Origin of the sequence: Amycolatopsis tolypomycina (assembly GCF_900105945.1) — a bacterium.
GTDB lineage: Bacteria > Actinomycetota > Actinomycetes > Mycobacteriales > Pseudonocardiaceae > Amycolatopsis > Amycolatopsis tolypomycina.
This window is the reverse complement of the sequence record NZ_FNSO01000004.1, coordinates 4559032-4581526: the sequence shown is the minus strand read 5'-3', so window position 1 is coordinate 4581526 and position 22495 is coordinate 4559032. Positions and strand designations below refer to the sequence as shown.

Annotated in this window: 16 protein-coding genes; 12 read left to right on the top strand and 4 right to left on the bottom strand. The window is 73.0% G+C overall.

Translation table 11 applies throughout. The annotated features are described in order from the left end of the window. Positions 1–10 precede the first annotated feature (10 nt). From BLW76_RS30850 to BLW76_RS30835, 4 genes are all read left to right on the top strand, one after another. A complete protein-coding gene (locus BLW76_RS30850) occupies positions 11–10318 on the top strand; it encodes a type I polyketide synthase (RefSeq protein WP_091320072.1) in 10308 nt (3435 codons plus the stop codon). A gap of 278 nt (positions 10319–10596) precedes the next feature. After that, positions 10597–11523 carry an ATP-binding cassette domain-containing protein gene (locus BLW76_RS30845; RefSeq protein ID WP_091314001.1) on the top strand — a complete coding sequence of 309 codons (927 nt, stop codon included), beginning with the start codon at positions 10597–10599 and terminating at the stop codon, positions 11521–11523. Beyond that, entirely contained in the window at positions 11520–12350 is an 831-nt protein-coding gene (locus BLW76_RS30840; RefSeq protein WP_091313999.1) for an ABC transporter permease, read from the top strand. Before BLW76_RS30845 ends, BLW76_RS30840 begins: the two co-directional genes overlap by 4 nt. Before the next feature lie 131 nt (positions 12351–12481). Beyond that, positions 12482–13060, top strand: coding sequence for a hypothetical protein (locus tag BLW76_RS30835; RefSeq protein ID WP_091313997.1), 579 nt, complete (start codon positions 12482–12484; stop codon positions 13058–13060). 81 nt (positions 13061–13141) lie between these two features. Here BLW76_RS30835 and BLW76_RS30830 read toward each other — a convergent pair whose 3' ends face one another. Then, positions 13142–13906 carry an AfsR/SARP family transcriptional regulator gene (locus BLW76_RS30830; protein WP_091313995.1) on the bottom strand — a complete coding sequence of 255 codons (765 nt, stop codon included), beginning with the start codon at positions 13904–13906 and terminating at the stop codon, positions 13142–13144. Between the two features lie 291 nt (positions 13907–14197). Here BLW76_RS30830 and BLW76_RS30825 point away from each other — a divergent pair, with 291 nt between their 5' ends. Further along, entirely contained in the window at positions 14198–14803 is a 606-nt protein-coding gene (locus tag BLW76_RS30825) for a ScbR family autoregulator-binding transcription factor (protein ID WP_091313992.1), read from the top strand. Between the two features lie 187 nt (positions 14804–14990). Here the strand turns inward: BLW76_RS30825 and BLW76_RS30820 are convergent, their stop codons facing one another. Continuing rightward, positions 14991–15620 carry a ScbR family autoregulator-binding transcription factor gene (locus BLW76_RS30820; protein ID WP_091313989.1) on the bottom strand — a complete coding sequence of 210 codons (630 nt, stop codon included), beginning with the start codon at positions 15618–15620 and terminating at the stop codon, positions 14991–14993. 238 nt (positions 15621–15858) lie between these two features. Here BLW76_RS30820 and BLW76_RS30815 point away from each other — a divergent pair, with 238 nt between their 5' ends. Next, a complete protein-coding gene (locus BLW76_RS30815; RefSeq protein ID WP_244170393.1) occupies positions 15859–16797 on the top strand; it encodes a ScbA/BarX family gamma-butyrolactone biosynthesis protein in 939 nt (312 codons plus the stop codon). Positions 16798–16823: 26 nt separating this feature from the next. After that, positions 16824–17777 carry an NAD-dependent epimerase/dehydratase family protein gene (locus BLW76_RS30810; RefSeq protein WP_244170392.1) on the top strand — a complete coding sequence of 318 codons (954 nt, stop codon included), beginning with the start codon at positions 16824–16826 and terminating at the stop codon, positions 17775–17777. A gap of 81 nt (positions 17778–17858) precedes the next feature. Here BLW76_RS30810 and BLW76_RS30805 read toward each other — a convergent pair whose 3' ends face one another. Next, entirely contained in the window at positions 17859–19640 is a 1782-nt protein-coding gene (locus BLW76_RS30805) for a BCCT family transporter (RefSeq protein WP_208613418.1), read from the bottom strand. A 143-nt stretch (positions 19641–19783) separates the two neighbouring features. Here BLW76_RS30805 and BLW76_RS30800 point away from each other — a divergent pair, with 143 nt between their 5' ends. Together BLW76_RS30800 and BLW76_RS30795 are read left to right on the top strand one after the other, a co-directional pair. After that, complete coding sequence (locus tag BLW76_RS30800; protein WP_091313983.1) at positions 19784–20230, top strand: hypothetical protein; 447 nt, start codon at positions 19784–19786, stop codon at positions 20228–20230. Between the two features lie 57 nt (positions 20231–20287). After that, complete coding sequence (locus BLW76_RS30795) at positions 20288–20608, top strand: DUF6204 family protein (protein ID WP_091320068.1); 321 nt, start codon at positions 20288–20290, stop codon at positions 20606–20608. Positions 20609–20653: 45 nt separating this feature from the next. Here the strand turns inward: BLW76_RS30795 and BLW76_RS30790 are convergent, their stop codons facing one another. Next, on the bottom strand, positions 20654–21109 hold the full coding sequence (locus BLW76_RS30790) for a DUF4383 domain-containing protein (RefSeq protein ID WP_091313981.1): 456 nt from the start codon (positions 21107–21109) through the stop codon (positions 20654–20656). Between the two features lie 139 nt (positions 21110–21248). Between BLW76_RS30790 and BLW76_RS48815 the strand changes: the two genes are divergently transcribed. From BLW76_RS48815 to BLW76_RS30780, 3 genes are read left to right on the top strand one after another with little or no spacing between them, the layout of a single operon-like run. After that, positions 21249–21407: a hypothetical protein gene (locus BLW76_RS48815; RefSeq protein WP_167384782.1), complete on the top strand. Its 159-nt coding sequence runs from the start codon at positions 21249–21251 to the stop codon at positions 21405–21407. 29 nt (positions 21408–21436) lie between these two features. Next, on the top strand, positions 21437–21703 hold the full coding sequence (locus BLW76_RS30785) for a hypothetical protein (protein WP_091313978.1): 267 nt from the start codon (positions 21437–21439) through the stop codon (positions 21701–21703). Positions 21704–21724: 21 nt separating this feature from the next. Then, positions 21725–22450 carry an ATP-binding protein gene (locus tag BLW76_RS30780; protein WP_091313975.1) on the top strand — a complete coding sequence of 242 codons (726 nt, stop codon included), beginning with the start codon at positions 21725–21727 and terminating at the stop codon, positions 22448–22450. Positions 22451–22495: the final 45 nt, after the last annotated feature.

The following is a 22495-nucleotide window of genomic DNA, read 5'->3' as shown; positions in this document are numbered from 1 at the left end:
TATGTCCACGATGACTGACGAAAGCAAGCTGGTCGACTACCTGAAGCGGGTGACCGCCACCCTGCAGGAGACGCGGGAGCGGCTGCGCGAGGTCGAGGCCGCCGACGCCGAGCCGATCGCCATCGTCGCGATGGGCTGCCGGTACCCGGGCGACGTCCGCTCGCCCGAGGACCTCTGGGAGCTGGTGGCGCAGGGCCGCGACGCGATCGGGCCGTTCCCGACCGACCGCGGCTGGGGCCTGGACACGATGTTCGACGCCGACCCCGACAGCCCGGGCACGAGCTACGTGAGCGAAGGCGGCTTCATCCACGACGTCGCCCAGTTCGACGCTCCCTTCTTCGGCATCTCGCCGCGCGAGGCGCTCGCCATGGACCCGCAGCAGCGGCTCACGCTGGAGCTGGCCTGGGAGACGTTCGAACGCGCCGGCATCGCGCCGCACTCCCTGGCCAAGCAGCAGGTCGGCGTCTTCCTCGGCAGCGGCGACCAGGACTACTACGACGAGCTGCCGCCCGCGGTGCTCGCCGGCGAGGTGCAGGACTACCTGAGCACCGGCAACGCCGGCTCGGTCATCTCCGGCCGGATCGCCTACGCCCTCGGCCTGGAAGGCCCGGCCATCACCATCGACACGGCCTGCTCGTCGTCGCTGGTCGCGCTGCACCTGGCCGTGCAGGCGCTGCGGCAGCGCGACTGCACGCTGGCGCTCGCCGGCGGCGTGATGGTGATGTCGCGGCCCGGCCCGTTCGTCGCCTTCAGCCGCCAGCGCGGCCTCGCCGCCGACGGCCGCTGCAAGCCGTTCTCCGACAGCGCCGACGGCACCGGCTGGGCCGAAGGCGCGGGCACGCTCCTGCTGGAGCGGCTGTCCGACGCGCGCCGCAACGGCCACCGGGTCCTCGCCGTCGTGCGCGGCACCGCCGTGAACTCCGACGGCGCGTCCAACGGCCTCACCGCACCCAACGGCCCGTCCCAGCAGCGCGTCATCCGCCAGGCGCTGGCCAACGCGCAGCTCTCTGCGTCCGATGTGGACGCCGTCGAAGGGCACGGCACCGGCACCACGCTCGGCGATCCGATCGAGGCGCAGGCCCTGCTCGCCACCTACGGCCAGGACCGCGACCGCCCGCTGTGGCTGGGCTCGATCAAGTCGAACATCGGCCACGCCCAGGGCGCGGCCGGCGTCGGCGGCGTGATCAAGATGGTCCAGGCGCTGCGCCACGGCCTGCTGCCGAAGACCCTGCACGTCACCGAGCCGAGCACGGAGGTCGATTGGACCGCCGGGAACGTCGAGCTGCTGACCGAGGAACGTTCGTGGGCGGCGGGTTCGACGCCGCGTCGCGCGGGTGTCTCGTCGTTCGGGGTGAGCGGCACCAACGCGCACGTGATCATCGAGGAAGCGCCCGCCGTCGACGTCGAGGACGGCACGCCGAGCTGGCCCGCGGACGTGCCGGTCCCGTGGCCCCTCTCCGGGCACGGTGCCGCCGCACTGAAGGCGCAGGCAGCTCAGTTGTCCGATGTGGACGCTTCGGCACTCGACATCGGGTTCTCGCTGGCGACGTCGCGCTCGCCGCTGAGCCACCGTGCGGTGGTGTTCGACGGCAAGGCGGGTCTTGCGGCCGTGGAAGCCGGCACGCCCGTCGAAGGGCTCACCGCGTTCCTGTTCTCCGGCCAGGGTGCGCAGCGCGTGGGCATGGGAGCCGAGCTGGCCGCCGCGTTCGGAGTGTTCGCCGCCGCGCTCGACGAGGTCTGCGCGGAGCTGGACCAGCATCTGGACCGGCCGCTGAAGACGGTCGTCTTCGACAAGCCGCGGCTGATCAACCAGACCGGCTACACCCAGCCCGCGCTGTTCGCGATCGAGGTCGCGCTCTTCCGGCTGCTGTCGTCGTGGGGCGTCAAGCCCGACTTCCTGCTCGGCCACTCGGTCGGCGAACTGGCCGCCGCGCACGTCGCCGGGGTGCTGTCCCTGGCCGACGCGGCCAAGCTGGTCGCCGCCCGCGCCAAGCTGATGCAGGCGCTGCCGACCGGCGGGGCGATGGTCGCGCTGCAGGCCACCGAGGACGAGGTCACGCCGCACCTGACCGACGGCGTCAGCATCGCCGCCATCAACGGCCCGGACTCCGTGGTGCTCTCCGGCACCGAGGACGCCGTCACGGCCGTGGTCGGGCAGTTCGAGGGGCGCAAGTCGTCGAAGCTCAAGGTGTCGCACGCCTTCCACTCACCGCTGATGGAACCGATGCTGGCCGAGTTCGCCGAGGTCGCGCGCACGCTCACCTACCACCAGCCCGAGATCCCGCTCGTCTCCAACGTCTCCGGCGCGCTCGCCGGGGGAGAGGTCGCCACGCCGGAGTACTGGGTCTCGCACGTCCGCGCGGCCGTCCGGTTCCACGACGGCCTCACCGCACTGAGCGACCAGGGCGTCTCGCGGTTCGTCGAGGTCGGCCCGGACGGCGTGCTGTCCGCGCTGACCCGGCAGGCGACGGACGCCGTCGTCGTGCCGGTCCTGCGCAAGGACCGCCCCGAGCCCGCCACCGCGCTCACCGCGCTGGCCGAGCTGTACGTCAGCGGCCTGAACCCGGACTGGGCCGCGGTCTTCGCGGGCCGCGGCGCCCGGCGCGTCGACCTGCCGACGTACGCCTTCCAGCGCAAGCGCTACTGGATCGACGCCCGCGCCAACCGCGACGAGGTGTCCGCCGCCGGCCTCACCTCGGCCGGGCACCCGCTGCTCGGCGCGGCCGTCGCGCTCGCCGACACCGACGGTGTCGTCCTCACCGGACGGCTGTCCCTCGAGACCCACGCCTGGCTCGACGAGCACCGCCTCGGCGACGTCGCCACGGTGCCCGGCACGGCCTTCCTCGAGCTGGCCATCCGCGCCGGCGACCAGGTCGGCTGCGGCCGGATCGAGGAGCTCACCCTCGGCAGCCCCCTGCTCGTCCCGGACCGCGGTGGCGTCCAGGTGCAGGTCACGGTCGGCGCCGCGGGCGAGAACGGTGTCCGCGCCGTCGGCGTCCACTCGCGTCCCGAGGACACCGGCGACCCGTGGGTGACGCACGCGACCGGCACCGTCGCCCCGCAGACGCACCGCGGGACCGCACTGACCGAATGGCCGCCGGCCGGCGCCGAGCCCGTCGCCATCGACGGCCTCTACGACGACTTCGCCGGCACCGGCCTCACCTACGGCCCGCTGTTCCGCTCGCTGCGGGCGGTCTGGAGCCGCGGCCGCGAGGTGTTCGCCGAGGTCGCGCTGCCCGAGGACAGCGACGCCGAGCGCTTCGGCCTCCACCCGGCCGCCCTCGACGCCTGCACGCACGCCCTGCGCGTCGCGGGCGGGGGAGACGGCGGCGTCGGCCGCGTCCCGTTCTGCTGGACCGGTGTCGAACTGCACGCCACCGGCGCTTCGGCACTGCGGGTGAAGTTCACCCCGACCACCGAAGACGGCTTCGAAGTCGCGCTCGCCGACGCCACCGGCGCGCCGGTCGCCACCGTCGCCGAGACCGTGTTCCGCGCGTTCACCGCGCCGGTCGCGGCCGAGGCGCCGCTGTACCGGATCGAGTGGCAGCGCATCCCCGCGGAGTCCACAGTGGACGCCTCGGCGGCCGCGGTCTTCGACTGCACCGGCACCGAGCGCCCCAATGTGGCGTTCGGTGCGTCAGACGCACCGAACGCCACATTGGGTGCGTCAGACGCACCCAACGCCACATTGGGGCGCGTGCTCGGCGCGCTGCAGGTCTGGCTGGCCGAGGAGCACCCGGAGGACGCGCGCCTGGTCGTCGTCACCCGCGGTGCCGTCCCGGCGGCGGGGGGCGTCACCGACCTCGCCGCGGCCGCGGCCTGGGGCCTCGTGCGCTCGGCGCAGGAGGAAAACCCGGACACGTTCGTACTGCTGGACCTGGACGCGGAAAGCACCGCGGCCGAGGTGCTGCCGCAGGTCCTCGCCACCGGGGAAGCCCAGGCCGCGGTCCGCTTCGGCGCCGTCCTCGTCCCGCGGCTGGTGCGCGCCGCGGCGGCCGTCGAACCGGCGTACTTCCACCCGGGCGGCACCGTGCTGGTCACCGGCGCGTCCGGCGCGCTCGGCGGCGCGCTCGTCCGGCACCTGGCCGAAAAGCACGGCGCCCGGCGGTTCCTGCTGGTCAGCCGCCGCAGCACGCCCGCGTTGGCGGGCCTGGGTGCCGAGCTGGGCGTGCACGTCGACATCGCGCTCTGCGACGTCGCCGACCGCGCGGCGCTGGCGGAAGTGCTGGCCGGGATCCCCGCCGAGCACCCGCTCACGTCGGTGGTGCACGCCGCCGGCGTCCTCGACGACGGCGTCATCACCGCGCTCACGCCCGAGCGCCTCGACACCGTGCTGCGACCGAAGGTCGACGGTGCGCTGAACCTGCACGAGCTCACCCGCGACACGGCGCTTTCGGCGTTCGTGCTGTTCTCCTCGGTCTCCGGCGTGCTCGGCGCGCCGGGCCAGGGCGGGTACGCCGCCGCGAACGCGTTCCTCGACGGCCTCGCCGCCCACCGCGTCGCCCGCGGCCTGCCCGCGTTGTCCCTGGGCTGGGGCCTGTGGGGCGAGGTCGGCGGCATGGGCGGCACCCTGACCGAGGCCGAGGTCGCGCGCCTGGCTTCGGGCGGCATCGTGCCGCTGTCCACTTCGGACGCGCTCGGCCTGTTCGACCGCGCGCTGGCCTCCCGCCAGGCCGCCGTCGTCCCGGTCAAGCTCGACCTGCCGGCCCTGCGGAAGCTGGACCGGATCCCGAAGACCCTGGAAGAGCTGACCGGACGGCCCACCCGGCGCGTCGCGGCGAGTGCGGCCGCGGCCGCCGAGGACTCCTTCGCCGCCCGCGTCCGCGCTCTGCCGGAGGCCGACCGGGCCGACGCCGTGCTGGACCTGGTCCGCGGGCACGCGGCCACCGTCCTCGGCTACGGCGGCGGGCACGAGATCGCGCCGTCCGCGCAGTTCCAGTCGCTCGGCTTCGACTCGCTCACCGCCATCGAGCTGCGCAACGGCCTCACCGCGGCGACCGGGCAGCGCCTGCCCGCGACGCTGATCTTCGACCACCCGACGCCGTCCGCGCTGGCCGCGCACCTGCTCACCGAGCTGACGGGCGGGGTGGCAGAGATCGAGACGGCGTCGGCCAAGGCGTCCGACGAGCCCATCGCGATCGTCGGCATGGCCTGCCGGCTGCCCGGCGGGGTCACCTCGCCCGAGCAGCTGTGGGACCTCGTCGCCGGCGGCCGCGACGCCATCGGCGACTTCCCGGCCGACCGCGGCTGGGACGTCGACGGCCTGCTCGACCCGACCGGCCGCCGCCCCGGCACGACGTATGTGGCCCGCGGCGGGTTCGTCCACGACGCCGGTGACTTCGACGCCACCTTCTTCGGTGTGTCGCCCAAGGAAGCCCCGGCGATCGACCCGCAGCAGCGGCTGCTGCTGGAAGCCTGCTGGGAGGCGCTCGAGCGCGCGGGCATCGACCCGGCCTCGCTCAAGGGCAGCCCGACCGGCGTCTACGCGGGCGTCCAGTACCACGACTACGTGGGCGCGAACAGCGCCGGCTCGATCGTCACCGGCCGGGTGTCCTACACGCTCGGCCTGGAGGGCCCGGCGGTCAGCGTCGACACGGCGTGCTCGTCTTCGCTGGTCGCGATGCACATGGCCGCCCAGGCCCTGCGCGGCGGCGACTGCTCCCTGGCCCTGGCCGGCGGCGTGACCGTGATGGCGACGCCGGAGACGTTCGTCGAGTTCAGCCGCCAGAAGGGGCTGGCCGCCGACGGCCGCTGCAAGGTGTTCTCCGACGACGCCGACGGCACCACCTGGTCCGAAGGCGTCGGCGTGCTGGTGCTGGAGCGGCTGTCCGAGGCCCGCCGCCTCGGCCACCCGGTGCTCGCGGTGCTCAAGGGCAGCGCGGTCAACCAGGACGGCACGTCCAACGGCCTCACCGCCCCCAACGGCCCCGCGCAGCAGCGGGTGATCCGGGCGGCACTGGCCGACGCGGGCATCACCGCGGCCGACGTCGACGCCGTCGAGGCGCACGGCACCGGCACGAAGCTGGGCGACCCGATCGAGGTCCAGGCGCTGCTGGCCACCTACGGCAAGGAGACCTCGGCCGACCGGCCGCTGTGGATCGGCTCGGTCAAGTCGAACCTCGGCCACACCCAGGCCGCGGCCGGCGCCGCGGGTGTCATCAAGATGGTGATGGCCATGCGCCAGGGCGAGCTGCCCGCGACGCTGCACGTCGGCCGCCCGTCGAGTGAGATCGACTGGTCGTCGGGCGCGGTCCGGCCGCTGGTGGAGCCGGTGAAGTGGCTGCCCAACGGGCACATCCGCCGGGCCGGTGTCTCGTCGTTCGGCGTCAGCGGCACCAACGCCCACGTCATCCTGGAGGAGGGCGATCGCCGCGAGGTCACCGGCGGGCAGGACTACGAAGGTCCGGTCGCGTGGCCGGTGTCCGGCCGCGGCGCGGCGGCCCTGCGCGCACAGGCCGAGCAGTTGATGTCCTATGTGGACGAAGACCCGGAAGGCAGCCTCGCCGACATCGGCTTCTCGCTGGCCACCACCCGCAGCGCGTTCGACCGCCGCGCGGTGCTGATCGGCAGCCGGTCGCCGCAGTTCGTCCGCGGGCTCGCCGCACTGGTCGACGAAGAAGAGGCACGCGGCGTCGTCAGCGGCATCGCCACCGCCGGTGGGCGCACGGCGTTCCTGTTCGCCGGGCAAGGTGCGCAGCGCGTCGGCATGGGGGCCCGGCTCGCCGAGCAGTTCCCGGCCTTCGCGGCCGCGTACGACGAGGTCTGCGCCGAAGTCGACCGGCACCTCGACCGCCCGATCCGCTCGGTCACCGACGAGCTGGACCAGACCCGCTACACCCAGCCCGCGCTGTTCGCGCTGGAAGTCGCGCTGTTCCGCCTGGTGCGGTCGTGGGGCGTCAAGCCGGACGTCCTGCTCGGCCACTCCATCGGCGAGATCGCCGCGGCCCACTGCGCAGGCGTGTTCTCCCTGGCCGACGCGGCCAAGCTGGTCGTCGCCCGGGGTGCGCTGATGCAGGCGCTGCCGGCCGGTGGCGCGATGGTGGCGATCGAAGCGACGCCGGAGGAGGTCGGCGACGACAGCGTCGACATCGCCGCCGTCAACGGCCCGAACTCCGTCGTGATCTCGGGCGCGGCCGACGCCGTGGCCGCGGTGGCGGCGAAGTTCGAGCGCACCAAGCAGCTGAAGGTGTCGCACGCGTTCCACTCCCGCCTGATGGAGCCGATGCTCGAGGAGTTCCGCGCGATCGCCGCGGAGCTGACCTACACCTCGCCGCGGATCCCGGTCGTCTCGACGGTCGCCGAGGGCGCCGACCTGACCTCGCCGGAGTACTGGGTCCAGCAGGTCCGCGAAGGCGTCCGGTTCGCCGACGCGGTCACCCGCGCCGCGGCCGAGGGCGTCAACCGGTTCCTGGAGCTGGGCCCGGACACCACGCTCGCCGCGATGACGGCAGCGTGCTTCGACGAACGGCCGGACGTCCTCGCCTCCCTGCTGCACAAGGAGAACGACGAAGCCGTCGCCGCCCTGACCGGCCTTGCGCAGCTGCACGTCAGCGGCGTCGACGTCGACTGGGCCGCGGTGTACGAGCCCACCGGCGGCCGTCCGGTCGCGCTGCCGACCTACCCGTTCCAGCGGCAGCGCTTCTGGCTGGAGAGCACCACCGGCTCGGCGAGCCAGGAGGACCACCCGCTGCTCGGGTCGGCGCTCGAACTGGCCGGCGCCGACGGGCTGCTGTTCTCCGGACGGCTTTCCGTCGGGACGCACCCGTGGCTGGCCGACCACGTCGTCGGCGGCGCGATCCTGTTCCCCGGCACCGGGTTCGTCGAGATGGCGATCCGCGCCGGCGACGAGGCCGGCTGCCCGCGCCTGGACGAGCTGACCCTGGAGTACCCGCTGGTCGTGCCGGAGCGGTCCGGCGTCCGCGTCCAGTTCGCCCTCGACGCCCCCGGCGCCGACGGCAGCCGCGCGTTCAGCGTCCACTCGCGGCCCGAGGGCGCGAGCGGCGCGTGGACGCGGCATGCCACCGGCAAGCTCGCGAAGGCGGCCCAGAAGGCGGGCTTCGACCTGACGGCCTGGCCGCCCGCCGGCGCCGAGCAGGTCAACCTCGAAGGCACGTACGAGGAGCTGGCGGCCGACGGGCTGGCCTACGGTCCCGCGTTCCGCGGGCTCGTCGCGGCCTGGAAGCGCGACGGCGAGGCGTTCGCCGAGATCCGGCTCCCGGCGTCGGTGTCCGATGTGGACCGCTACGGCGTCCACCCGGCCGTGCTCGACGCCGCCCTGCACACCATCGGCGTCTCCGGCGCCGCGGGCAGCGAGCCCGCTCTGCCGTTCGCCTGGGAAGGCGTCCGGCTGCACGCCGTCGGCGCGACGACCCTGCGGGTCCACGTCCGCCCGGCGGGCACCGGCGCGGTCTCACTCGACGTCGCCGACGGCGCCGGTGCCCCGGTCGCGTCGGTGGAGTCGCTGCTGCTGCGGCCGATGTCCGCCGTCCCGCAGGCCGCGCCCACCGGTGGCGGTGACACGCTGTTCCGCGTCGCCTGGGAGCCCGTCGAACTGGACGCGGTCGCCGAGGTCACCGACTGGGCCGTGCTGGGCACCGACGCCTTCGGCCTCACCGAAGCGCTGGGCGCCGAGGCCGGGGCGACCGGCCCGGCCGTGCTGCCGGTGGCCGGCGACGACCTCCACACCGAGCTGCACCGCGTGCTCGGGGAACTGCAGTCCTGGCTGGCCGGACCGGGGGAGTCGCTGATCGTGGTGACCCGCGGCGCGGTGGCGGCCGAGGCGGGGGAGAACCCCGACCCGGTCGGCGCGGCGGTGGCCGGGCTGGTCCGCTCGGCGCAGGCCGAGCACCCGGGCCGGCTCACCCTCGTCGACCTCGGCGCGGGCACCCCGGCGGGCCGGACGCTCGCCGCGGTGGCGGCCTCCGACGAGCCGCAGGTGGCGCTGCGGGCCGGCGCGGTGCTGGTGCCGCGGCTGGCCAAGGCGGCCGACGCGATCGCGGCCCCGGTGTGGGACGCAGAAGGCACGGTCCTGGTCACCGGCGCGACCGGGGCGCTCGGCTCGGCCGTGGCCCGGCACCTGGTCGAAGAGCACGGCGTCCGCAACCTGCTCCTGGTCAGCCGCCGGGGCGCCGACGCACCGGGAGCGGCCGAACTGGCCGACCTCGACGCCGACGTCACCATCGCCGCCTGCGACGTCGCCGACCGCGACGCCGTGGCGGAGCTGCTGGCCGGGATCCCGGCGGAGGCGCCGCTGCGGGCCGTCGTGCACGCGGCCGGCGTCCTCGACGACGGCGTGCTGACGTCGCTGACGCCGTCCCGGTTGGACACCGTGCTGCGGCCCAAGGCCGACGCGGCTTCGGTGCTCGACGAGCTGACCCGGGACCTCGACCTGAGCGCGTTCGTGCTGTTCTCCTCGGCCGCCGGCGTCCTCGGCGCACCGGGCCAGGGCAGCTACGCCGCGGCCAACGCGTTCCTCGACGCCCTCGCCGCCCGGCGCCGGGCCGACGGCCTCGCCGGCACGTCGCTGGCGTGGGGCCTGTGGGCCGGCGGCATGGGCGAGGCCCTCGAAGACGCGGATGCCCACCGCATCGGCGAGACCGGCATCACCGCACTGTCCACTGAGGACGGGCTGGCCCTGCTGGACGCGGCGGCCGGCGGCACCGACGCGCTGCTGGTGCCGATCGCGCTGGACACCCGCGTGCTGGCATCGTCGAAGGACGACGACCTGCCCGCCGTCCTGCGCGGCCTGGCCGGCACCCCCGGCCGCCGGGCGGCGCAGGACGTGGCCGAGGACACCGAGACGCTGGCGAAGAAGCTCGCCGGGCTGCCGGTGGCCAAGCGCGTCCCGGCCGTGCTGACCCTGGTGCGCACGCACGCGGCGGCCCTGCTGGGCCACGCCGAGCTCGAGGCGGTGGAACCGGACCGCTCGTTCAACGAGGTCGGCTTCGACTCGCTGTCCGCCACCGGGTTCCGCAACAAGCTCAGCCTCGTCACCGGCCTGAAGCTGCCGGTCAGCCTGATCTTCGACTACCCGACCCCGCGGATCCTCGCCGAGCACCTGGTCGGCGAGCTCGCGCCGGCCGAGGTCGAGGTAGTCGAGGAAACCGCGACGGAGCAAGGGGTCCGTGACGCGCTGGCAGCCATCCCGCTGGAGAAGCTGCGGGCCGCCGGGCTCCTGGCCGGGCTGCTGGAGCTGGCCGGCGTCCGCCTGCCGGACGAGGACACCGCGGAACCGGAAGCCGTCGAAGAGGCCACGATCGACGACCTCGACACCGACGCGTTGATCAGCATGGCGATCGGCGGTGGTGACGACGACTGACCCCAAACGCCCCAATGTGGCGTTCGGTGCTCCATCCATGCCCCCGCCACCACCCTCAACGGAGGCGCTTCGCGCCGCAGCGCTGATTCAACGCACCGAACGCCACATTGGGTGCGTTGGACGCAACCAACGCCACATTGGGACGCAAGCGATCTCGTCGACCCCTATTCCGGGCCGCCCCGGCCATTATTGCCGCCGCCGAGCGGGATGTGGCCAACTGGTACGGAGAGTTTCCCGTGCTCCACAACGATCTTGACCCGAACGAGGAGAGGTAACCCATGGTCACCGGCTACGCAATCGAAGCACGGGGGCTGCGCAAGTCCTATGGCGACGTGGACGTCCTGGAAAGCGTCGACCTGAGCGTGCAGCGCGGCACGATGTTCGCGCTGCTCGGCCCGAACGGCGCCGGCAAGACCACGACGGTGCGGATCCTCAGCACCCTCCTGGAGGCCGACGGCGGCACCGTGACGATCAACGGCCACGACCTCACCGGGCCCAAGCGCAAGGTGCGCGAGCAGATCGGCCTCACCGGCCAGAACACCGCGGTCGACGAGCTGCTGACCGGCCGCGAGAACCTGGAGATGATGGCCCGGCTGTTCCACCTGGCCACCCCGGCGGCGAAGAGCAGGGCCACCGAGCTGCTCGCGCAGTTCGACCTGACCGAAGCCGCCGACCGCCCGGTCAAGACCTACTCCGGCGGCATGCGCCGCCGGCTCGACCTGGCGATCAGCCTGATCACCTCGCCGCCGGTGCTGTTCCTCGACGAGCCGACCACCGGACTCGACCCGCGCAGCCGCTCGGCGATGTGGGACGCGATCCGCGAGCTGCTCGACGGCGGCACCACGATCCTGCTCACCACGCAGTACCTCGAGGAGGCCGACCAGCTCGCCGACCGGATCGCGGTCATCGACAAGGGCCGCGTGGTCGCCGAAGGCACGGCGGCCGAGCTGAAGCGGAAGGTGGGGACCGAGCGGCTGAAGCTCACCTTCGCCACCGCCGCCGAGGCGGCCCGCGCGCACGGCGTCGCCGGCGGCGTGCTCACCGACGACACCGTCAGCGTCGCGATCGACCAGCCCGCCCAGGTCCGGCGGGTGCTCAACCAGATCGCCGACGCCGGCCTCGAGACCACCGGGCTGGAGCTCTCCGAGCCGACCCTCGACGACGTTTTCCACACCCTCACCGGAACCGCGGGAGAGAAGCGATGACCCAGACCCTGTCCAGGGAGGTCGAAGGGGCGCAGCTCCCCGACACCCCGAGCCGCTCGGCGTTCGCGCTGGCGCTGTCCGACTGCCGCGTCCTGATCGGGCGCAACGTCAAGCACATCCTGCGCAACACGGAGATGCTGTTCCAGGCGGTGTCGCTGCCGATCGTGCTCCTGCTGCTGTTCCGCTTCATGTTCGGCGGCGCCATCAGCACCTCCGGCGGCCTGGCCTACATCGACTACCTGGTGCCGGGCCTGCTGGCCATCAGCATCGCGTTCAACTCGACGACCACGGTCGTCGGCGTGGCCGCGGACCTCACCCAGGGCCTGGTCGAGCGGTTCCGCTCGATGCCGATGGCCGGCCCGGCCGTCCTGGTCGGCCACGTCGCCTCGGGCGTGCTGCGCAGCATGCTCTCGTTCGTCGTGATGGTCGCGGTCGGCCTGGCCATCGGCTTCCGCCCGGGCGGAAGCGTGCTCGGCTGGCTCGGCGCGATCGGGCTGCTGGTGCTGTTCGCCTCCGGCGTGTTCTGGCTCGCCACGCTGCTGGGGTCGATCGCCAAGACCGTCGAGGGCGCCGGCGGCCTGGGCATGATCCTCGTGTTCGTCCCCTACGCCACCAGCGCGCTCGTGCCGACGGCGTCGATGCCGTCGGTGCTGCGGGTCGTCGTCGAAAACCAGCCGGTCACCGTGCTGATCGACGCCGTTCGCGGCCTGATGAACGGCACCGACCTGGGCTCGACCGGCTGGCTCGCGACGGCCTGGTGGGTCGTCATCACCGCCGGCGCCGCGTACCTGGCGGTCCGGAAGTTCCACCAGCGCGCCCGCGGCTGACACTCCCGCGGTAGCGAGGCGGCCCGTGCTCCGCGCACGGGCCGCTTTCGCGCGCGCAAGGTCGACTTTAGGTCGGTCGGGCACTCTGCGTAGAGGAGATCAGACCAGTCCGTGAAGTGAGGTGCCTGACGATGCCGACCCGCATCGCCGAGAACCCGGCCGTGACCCTCGACGCGTGGTCCGCCCCGCTGGCGGCCGACCCGGCCGGCGCGGCGGCGTTCCTCGCCGAGGTCGCCGACCGGGTCGCCCGCCGCCCGCGCGTGCTCGTCCTGAGCGGCGGCGGGGTGGCGGCCGAACTGGCGGAACTGGGGTACCCCGTCGCGGAGGCGGGTCTCGACAGCCTGCCCGCGCAGCGTTTCGACGTCGTGTACGCCGGTTCGGACGTCCTTTGCCGGCTGCTGGTGCAGCGGGACCAGGTCCGTGCGGTCCGCAGGCTGGCGGCGGTGCTGCGGCCCGGGGCCGCCCTCGTCGTCCAGGGCCACCACCCCGACCCGGCGGCCTGGGCCGGGCACCCGCTGGTGACCGGGCACGACTGCGCGCGCCAGACGCTGTTCCTGGCCGACGCGCGCGTGCCCGTGCGGTACGTGTGGCCTGCCGAGCTGGACCTCATGGCCGAGCTGGCCGAGCTGGCGCTCGACGGTCGCTGGGGCGGGTGGTACGGCGAGGCTCCCGCGTGCGGTTCGGCCGTCGTCTCCGTCTACCGGAGCTGAACCCGGCGTTGGATCAAAAAAAGAGGCCCGGTCCCCGCTGGTGGCGGAGGACCGGGCCGCTGGGGCCGGACGCGGGCCGGGTCAGACCGCGTCCGACATCTCGCCGACGAGGATGCTGTGGTGCAGCTTTCGCAGCGAACTGCCGGGTTCGATGCCCAGCTGCTGAACCAGGTGCTGCCGGGCCGACGCGAAGGTCTCGAGGGCTTCCGCGCGGCGGTTCGAGCGCAGGAGGGCGGTCATCAGGTACTCGTAGAAGGTCTCGCGCAGCGTGTGTTCCTTCGCCAGCGCGGACAGCTGACCGACCACCTCGCGGTGGCGTCCGATCAGCAGCTCGGTCTCCATCAGCAGTTCCAGGCACTCCAGCCGGCTCTCCTCCAGCAGGGTGGCGTAGGCCTGGACGTCGGGGGAGTCGGTGAAGCCGCCGAACGCCTCGCCGCGCCACAGGTTCGCGGCCTCGCGAAGGACCTTCGCGGCCTCCTTGTAGTTGCGGTCCCAGTAGAGGGCCCGGCCCCGCTCGTAGCGGCGGGTGAAGCGGTCGGCGTCGAGCTCGCCGTCCGTGACGACCAGCGAGTAGCCGCGCGGGCTGGTCACCACGGGGCTGTCTTCGGCGTCGTCCCCGGTGCCGCGCAGCAGCTTCCGCAGCTGCGAGACGTAGACGTACAGGGCGGCGCTCGCCCGGGCCGGCGGGTGCTCTCCCCAGAGCTCGCCGATGAGGTGCTCGGTGGTCGCCACCTGGTTGCGCTTGACCAGCAGCACGGCGAGCAGCGTCTCGATCTTGCGCGCCCGCGGGGCGCTCACGCCGGGGCGTCCGCCCACTTGCAGCTGCCCCAGTATCTGGTAGTCCATCTCAGTGCCTTCCGGTGTCCGCGTCGATCGGATCTGCCCGGCCCGGCGCCCCCAGTGTGTCCTCCAGCGCCCGTCTGCCCGGTCCCACCTCGGCAGCATACTAAACCGACCTCCCGGTTTTCAAGACAAAACCGGGAGGTCGGTCGGTTTGTTTGGTTAGGGGTGCCAAGGATTCCTTGCCGGCGGCAGGATTCTGGGGTCGCGCAGGTTGTAAACCGGGCGGTTGGTATGTAATCTCGGGGCAGGCGCAGGGAGTCTCCGCGCCGGACACCCCGACCGGAGGGACCGACGGTGACCAAGCAGGCACGCTCGGAACACACGCGTCGCCTGTTGCTGGAGGCCGCGGCCGAGTTGCTGCACCAGGACGGCTACGCGGCCACCAGCATGGTGGGCATCGCGCAGGCGGCGGGGGTCACCAAGGGCGGCCTGTACTTCCACTTCTCCTCCAAGGACGAGATCTGCGACGAGGTCCAGGTCGCGGCGACGGCGGTGCTGGCCGAGCACGTGCACCGCCAGCGCGTGCTGCCGCGCCAGGCACTGCCGCGGCTGGCCGACCTCAGTCACGCCCTGATGCACTGGCTCGACACGGATCCGACGGTGGGCGCGAGCTTCCGCATGGCGCGCGAGATGGGCTCCGCGGACGAGCGGTTCGTGGCGTTCTCCCGCGCGTGGCTGGCCCAGGTCCACCGGTACGTGGCAGACGCACTGGAGGCCGGCGAGCTGGGCACCGACATCCCGATCGAGACGGCGGAGCTGCTGGTGGCGGTGACGTGCGTGGGCCTCGAGTCGGCGGTGTCGAGCCGGATAGTGAAGCCGGAGGGCGACCTGGCGGCAACGCTGAGCAAGCTGTGGCGGCTGATCGAGCTGTCGCCGCAGGCGCCGTCCAGGAGGGCGTGAGGAGTCTGCGGGCTGGGGGAGGGAAGCGCGAGTCGCTCGCCCCTCGGTCTGCCGGGCCGCGGAATGTGCTCGGCCTTCCCGGTCCCGTCGAGCCGTCGCGCGCGCCCGAGGCTTCTTTTTTGGCCCGCCCGCTCGTGAGGGCGTGAAAAGGCGGCCAGGCGCTTTGCCCGGCCGCCCGTTCCGCTCCTCAGGCCGTCTCGCTCACCTGCGCGGTCCCTTCGGCGATGAACCGGTGCATCCGCCGGGGCGGCACCACCGACTGCAGGATCGTCCGCCACATGAACGTCACGCGTTCGAGCAGGTCCGTCCGCCCGGTGAGCACCTGCGAACTGAGCTGGATCCCGGTGAACGACCCCTGCACGAACTGGGCGAGGTCGTGGGCGTTGACCTCCTTGCGCAGGTCGCCCGCGGCCTTCGCGGCGAGCAGGCAGCCGTGGATCGTGTCGATCCACCTCTTGTACGCGTTGCCCGCCGGTGCGATGAACGAGCCCTGCTCGATGACCAGCCGGATGCTCGCGCGGACCCGGACGTCCGTTTGCAGGCTGGCCGCCATCCCCTGGGTCAGGTCGATGACCGTCTGCAGGCCGGGGTTCTCGATCGCCGCCAGCGGGTCCCAGACCGTGAACTGCTCGTCGATCAGTGCGTCGGCCAGGTCTTCCTTCGACTTGAAGTGGAAGTACAGTGCGCCCTTCGTGACACCTGCCTCGGTCAGGATGTCCGAGAGGCTCGCGCCAAAGAAGCCGACCGCGTCGAACCTGGAGGCCGCGGCCTCCAGGATGGCGTTCCGTGTCTGCTCCGCGCGCTCTTGGCGAGCCAACTCAGCTCCTCTCACACGCCGCCCGAAGCAGTCCACAATCGACCATTCGGCGGCATCCTCGGTTGTGTCAATGGCCCAGTCTACGGGCCGCGAGCTGGGAAAGCCAGTGAAAAAAACCGCTCGGTTGGTATGGTTTTCGCATGCCGCTTCGGCTACAAATGTCATGGGGGAGCACTGGGGTACTGGGGAAGACATTCTGGGAGGGACCGTCATGGTCAGCACGGCGATTCACAGTTCTGTGCGCGAAATACCCGAAACCAAGATCAACGACAGGCCGCCCACCGCGGTCGATTTCCAGCAGACGATCCCGCGGGGCCTCGTGCACCGCGCGGCCGTCTCGGAAGTTTTCGTCACCGACCTGAACATCCTCGGCGAACACCGGTTCGAAGTCGGGGCGCAGTGGCCGCGCCGGCACAGCTTCTTCGGGCCGAGGACGCCGGAGTTCCACGACCCGATGCTGTACGCGGAGACGGTGCGCCAGGCCGCGCTGCTGATCGCGCACCGGGCGTACGGCGTGCCGATCAGCCACAGCTTCCTGTCCGACCGGAAGACGTACTCGATCGACACGACGGGACTGGCCACGCTGGGGCGGCCGGTCGACGTGGTCCTGCGGGCCAGTGCGCACGAGATCGAGTACCGGGGCAAGAACGTCGGCGGCATGCGGCTGGACTTCGAGTGCTTCCGCGACGGTCACCTGATCGGCACCAGCTCGGAGAGCTGGCGCTGCGTCTCGCCGGCGGTCTACCGCCGGGTGCGGGGCGACCACTTCGCGGCGACCCCGTTCCAGGCGGCGGTCCTGCCCGCGGTCACTCCGGCGCTGGTGGGCCGCGACCGCGCGGAGGACGTGCTGGTGGCGGCGACGGAGACGGACGGCACGTGGTCGCTGCGGTGCGACCCGGACCACGCGGTGCTCTTCGACCACGCGGTCGACCACGTGCCGGGGATGGCGCTCATCGAAGGCTCGCGGCAGGCGGCCCTGCTGGCGATCGGCGACCCGTACGCCATCCCCGCGCACGCGGAGTTCCGGTTCGACACCTACGTGGAGTTCGACTCCGACTGCCGGCTGGTGGCCGAAGCGGACGCCGCGGGAGCGGACCGCGTGCGGACCGTCCGGGTGGACATCCAGCAGAAGGGTGCCACCGCCGCGCACGGCACGCTGGGGATGCGTTTGTCGTGACTGCCGGGGGGTCGACAGACATCCTGGTGACCGGCGCGACCGGCTTCATCGGCACCGCGGTGCTGCGCGAGCTGGTCGCGCGGGGCATGGGCACGCGGATCCGCGTCCTCGTCCGGGGCCCGGCGCCGGCGTGGATGACGGACGCCGGCGTGACGACGTGGCGGGGTGACCTCACCGACGCGCCGAGCCTCGCCGGGCTGTGCGCCGGGATCACGAGCCTGGTGCACCTCGCGTCGCAGGTCGGCGGGGAACAGGCGTTGTGCACGGCCGTCAACGAGGACGGCACGGCCAAGATTCTCGCGGAGGCCCGCATCGCGGGCACGGCGCACGTGCTGTACCTGAGCACGTGCGCGGTCTACCGCGACGGCGTCCACCGGGGCGCCGCGGAGCCGGTGGACGGCTCCGGGCTGGTGACGGAACCGGCGTCGCCGACCAGCCGGAGCAGGCTGGCGAGCGAGCACCTGGTCCTGGCCGCCGGTGGCACCGTGCTGCGGCCGCACCTGGTCTACGGCACCGGCGACCGCCACGTGGTGCCGGCGCTGGCCCGCTGGATCCGGGCGGTCCCGGCGTGGGCGGCGGGCGGCGCGGCGTGCACTTCACTGGTGGCGGTGACCGACCTGGCCGCGGCGATCGCGGTGCTGGCGCTCGACCCGCGGCCCCACCGCGGCGCCGAGGTCTTCCACGTGGCCGACCCGCACCCGATCCGGGTCCGCAGGCTGGTCACGGCGATGTGCGAGCTCCTCGGCCTGCCGGTGCCGGTCGCCGACCTGCCGCTCGCCGAGCACCGCGCCCGCACGCGGGCGGCACTGCCGTCCTTGAGCGACCACCAGTACTCCCTGCTCACGCAGGACCACTGGTACGAGAGCAGCCGCATCTGGCGCCGCACCGGCGTGTCCCCGGGGCCGGGCTTCGGCCGCCGCCTGGCGGAGGCGGCGGACTGGTACCGCGAGTCACTGGGGATCCCCCGGCCGGCCGCCTGACCCGGCCCGTCACCGTCCACTGAGGACGGCCGGAATCGGTGGGGTGAACGACGCACGGTCGTTCACCCCACCGGCGGCCCGTCAGCGCCGGTGCGTGCGGCCGAGCCGGCGCCGGCGTTCGTCGTGGCGTTCGTCGTGCAGTTCCTTCAGCGACCGCATCATCGCGTCCTCCTGCTGCTTTTCGGGGGTTCCGGGTGGCGAAGCCCCCGGCCCGGGGCGAAGCCCCGGATGTTGCTGCATCAGCGGGTCGTGGCGCAGGTCCTTCCAGACCGAAACGCACAGCCCGACCATCACGAACAGGAACGGCACCGCGATCAGGATCGTGAGGTTCTGCAGCCCTGTCAGCGCCTCGGTGCCGCCGACCAGCAGCATGACCGCCGCGACCGCGCCCATCAGCACGCCCCAGAAGATCACCACGCTCTTCTCGGGGTGGACGCTGCCGCGTTGGGACAGCGTGCCCATCACCACCGAGGCGGCGTCCGCGCCGGAGACGAAGAAGATCGACACCAGCAGCATCACCAGTATCGCGATCGGCACGAACCACGGCAGGGTCTCCAGCAGCTCGAACGTCGCCGACTGCGCGCTGCCCGCACCCGCGATGTCCGTGCCCGCGCGCTGCCTGCTGATCGCCGCGCCGCCGAAGATCGCGAACCACAGCAGGCTCACGACGCTCGGGATCGCGATGACGCCGAAGATGAACTGCCGGATGGTGCGGCCGCGCGAGATGCGGGCGATGAACATGCCCACGAACGGCGTCCAGGAGATCCACCACGCCCAGTAGAAGACCGTCCAGCCGGACAGCCACGTCTGCATCTGCTCGCCGCCGGTCATGCCGGTGCGGCCGGACATCTCGGCGAACTCGCGGAAGTAGTCCCCGATCGCGCCGGGCACGATGTTGAGGATCAGCACGGTCGGCCCGACCACCAGCACGAACACCGCGAGCACCGCGGCGAGCACCATGTTGATGTTGGACAGCCACTGGATGCCCTTGGCCACCCCGGAAACGGCCGACGCGATGAACGCGACGGTGAGGATCGCGATGATCGCCACCAGCAGGCCCTTGCCCGGGTCGGCGATCCAGCCGACGGCGCCCATGCCGCCGCCGACCTGCAGCGCGCCGAGGCCGAGCGAAGCGGCCGAACCGAACAGCGTGGCGAAGATCGCCATGACGTCGATCGCCTTGCCCAGCGGGCCTTCGGTGCGCCGGTTCCCGAGCAGCGGCGCGAACACCGAGCTGATCAGCTGGGTCCGGCCCTTGCGGAACGTGCTGTAGGCGATCGCGAGGCCGACGACCGCGTAGATGGCCCACGGGTGCACGGTCCAGTGGAAGAGGGTGGTGGCCATCGCGGTGTGGACGGCTTCGTCGGAGTTCGGCGCCGCCGTCCCCGGTGGCGGGGCGGCCAGGTGCGAAACCGGCTCGTAGACCCCGAAGAACATCAGGCCGATGCCCATCCCGGCGCTGAACATCATCGCGATCCACGACGACGTCCGGAACTCCGGCAGCTCCTTGTCCCCGCCCAGCGGGATCCGGCCGTACCGGCTGATGGCCAGGCACACCGCGAAGAGGACGAACCCGCTGGCGGTGAGCACGAAAGCCCAGCCGCCGTAGGGGATCACGGCGTCGTTCAGCACGCTCGAGGCGACGTTGGCGAGGCTCGCCGGGGACAGCACGCCCCAGCCGATGATGGCGAGCGCGAGCACGGCCGCGACCCCGAACACGACGCGGTCGGTGGCGGCCGGCCGATCGGCCGCGACGCCGAGGGGAACGTGCTCGTCGGGCGAGTGCCCGGGCCCGGTGGTGTCCGGTGCGTTGGCGACGTCCGCCACCCGCTCTTCCGCTCGGCTGTCGTCCTGCGAAGTCATGGTCAAGCACGCGCCAGGGCGCGATCTCCTTTGTCCGGGTTGAGCCGTTTGCCCTACCCCGGCACCCTAACCAGAAACGGCCGCCGCCGCCGCGTCGTGGGTGCCGTTACGATCGCGCCACGCACACGCCGAGGGGGCGCCGGATGCCGAACCTGCTGACCGCGATCGTCGACCGCGTCGACGTCGAGTACGGGCAGTTCGTGCTGCAGGAGATCCCGATGACCCGCAACGCGCTCGAGGTGCCCGTCCCCGCGGGCGACTGGCTCGCGGCCGGCGGCGACGGCGGGCTGCTGCTGCACAGCGCCGGGACCGATCACCGGCCGTCGGTCCGCGTCGAGCTGTGGGACGCCGAGCCGCACGCGGCCGCCGGCGGCTGGGACCGGGTCGTCGAGCTGCGGTGCGACCTGGGCGAGCGGGTCCGGCTGCAGTCCGTCACGGCGACCCAGTCACCGCGGGTCCTGCCGATCACGCGGCCCGGCCCGCACCACGCCCGTGTCCACGCCGGCGGGCGCGCCGAGACCGCGGCCCTCGACGAAGGCACCTTCGCCGAAGGCGTCGAAGGCTGGCTCGTCCAGCTCTGGCCCGCCTGAGGCGCGGGCGCCGGAAACGGGTCGGCCCGCGAAGGAAGCTTCGCTACCGTGACGCGCATGCCGACCTACCGCGTCCTCGTCCGGGGCAAGTTCGACCGGCCGGCCGGGGCCGTCCGCGAGAAGCTCCTCGCCAACGCAAGCGACGACGACCTGTCCGGCCTTGCGTTCGGCGAACCGGGAACGCTGACCTACAGCAGGCACCTCGGCGGGTTCACCTTCCGCGTGCTGGTCGAGGTCCCCGCGGGCGGCGACGCCCAGCGGCGTGCGCACGAGGAAGCCGAGCTGCGGGCGATGGAGCTGCTGGACCGCGAGGGCTACCCGTACCGGGACCTCACGGTCGGCTCGACGTGCCTGGACGACGTCAGAACTGCGCGCTAGTTCGCCGGGAATGCCGGGCCGGCCGTGGACCGGCCCGGCGCGCGCTCAGCGCGAGTCGGCGACGGGGCCGCGCGTGGCGCCCAGCGGGATCAGGCCGAGCGCGATCATGCCGACGGCGAGGCCGAGGTGCAGCCAGTTGTCGGCGGTGTTGACGGGGACGAAGTTGGCCGCGCTGCCGTGGTCGATCAGCAGGCCGTAGAGCCACAGGACCAGGTAGATCACGCCGCCGCCGACGAGGAACGCCCGGGCGCCGCTCGCGGTGCGCGCCATGGCCAGCCCGGCGACGCCGAAGGCGAGGTGCACGATGTTGTGCAGGATCGAAACGGCGAAGATGCCCAGGAGCAGGGCGCCGGAATCGTGCCCGGCGAAGGTCAGCATGTCGTAGTTCGTCGTCACGCCGGGGATGAACCCCAGCACCCCGACCAGCAGGAAAACCACTCCCACGATCGCGGCGAGAAGCTGGCGCGGGGTGCGCCGGACCTCGGTCTCCATCGATGCCATGGTCGCTTCCTCCGAATTCGATGCGCGGGCCCCTCGGCCGGGGGACCCGCCGGCGGCATGCCCGGCGGCGCGGCCGGCAAACGCGTTTCGCCGCCCGCGCCGCCGGGTATGCCCCGGTTTCGCCCGATCGGAGGAAGCGATGAGCACTCCCGAAATCGACCCGGTGACGGCCGAGAGCATGGAAGCCGACGCCGACATCGCCGGCGAGCACACCGAGCCGACGTTCCGCGACCAGGAGCCCCGCGCGAACGAGAGCGACGAGGCGGACGCCGACCGCGGGGGCATGCCCCCGTCGTGAGTCACAGGACGGCCGCGCGGGGAGGTCCGGTGCTCGCCGATCCGGCCGTCCGCGACGGCGGCGGCCTTCGTTTCGGCGCTGCTGCCGGACGCCCGCGTGTTGCCGACGACCTTGTTCTTCCGGACCGAGTCGTCGTGGAACGTCTCGACGTCGCCGTCGGCCGGTTCGAGCCGGGGCTCGCCGTCGGCTTCGGCGGAGGTGCCGAAGAGCGCGGGGCGGGGCTTGGGTGCGGTGCCGGGGCCGTCGAGGGGATCGCCGGGTTTGACGGGTTCGGTGCGGGATATCCGACCGGGTGATCGTGGAGGAGGTGGTCACCGGTGCTCGCCCGGCACAATTCGGTGTGGCTGGTTCCCCGGCACGGAGCTCCGGCGAAGGCCGCGGTCGTCGGCGTGCTGGACCGGACAACGTACCCGCAGCTGCGCGACCGGCTGCTCGAGTTCGCGGTGGACTCCGACGACGGGGTGCTGATCGACATCGAGCGCCTCGAACTGCGCGACCGCGCGCTGATCAGGGTGTTCGCCCTGGTCGCCCTGCGCGTCGGCGACTGGCCGGCGATCCCGTTCGCGCTGGTGACCGGCCGCCCGGAACAGCGGGCCGCGCTGGCGGCCAGCTGCGTGCCGGTGTACCCGGACGCGGCCACGGCGGAGGCGGCGCTGACGCGCCCGGCCCGCCGGCGCGTGGGCCGCCTGCTCGACCGGTCACCGCGCACGTCGGCGCGCGCCCGCGGGTTCGTCCGCGGGATCTGCGCCGAGTGGATGGTGCCCGAGCTGGCCGAGGACGCCGAGCTGGTCGCCACCGAGCTGGTGGAGAACACGCTCCGGCACACCGATTCGGTGCCCCGCCTGCGGCTCGAGCTGCGGCGCCGGACCCTGGCGGTCGAGGTCGCGGACGAGAGCGCGCGCCCGGCGGTGCTGCGCGAGGGGCTGGACCTGGTCCACGCGGGCCTGGGGCTGCGGATGGTCACCAAGGTCGCGAAGCGGTGGGGGAGCAGCCGGTCGCGCTCGGGTGGGAAGACCGTGTGGGCCCTGCTGGCCCGTTCGTGAGCTGCCGGGGGAATGTCCCTCCGGCGAGAGCGGGACCCGGCCGTC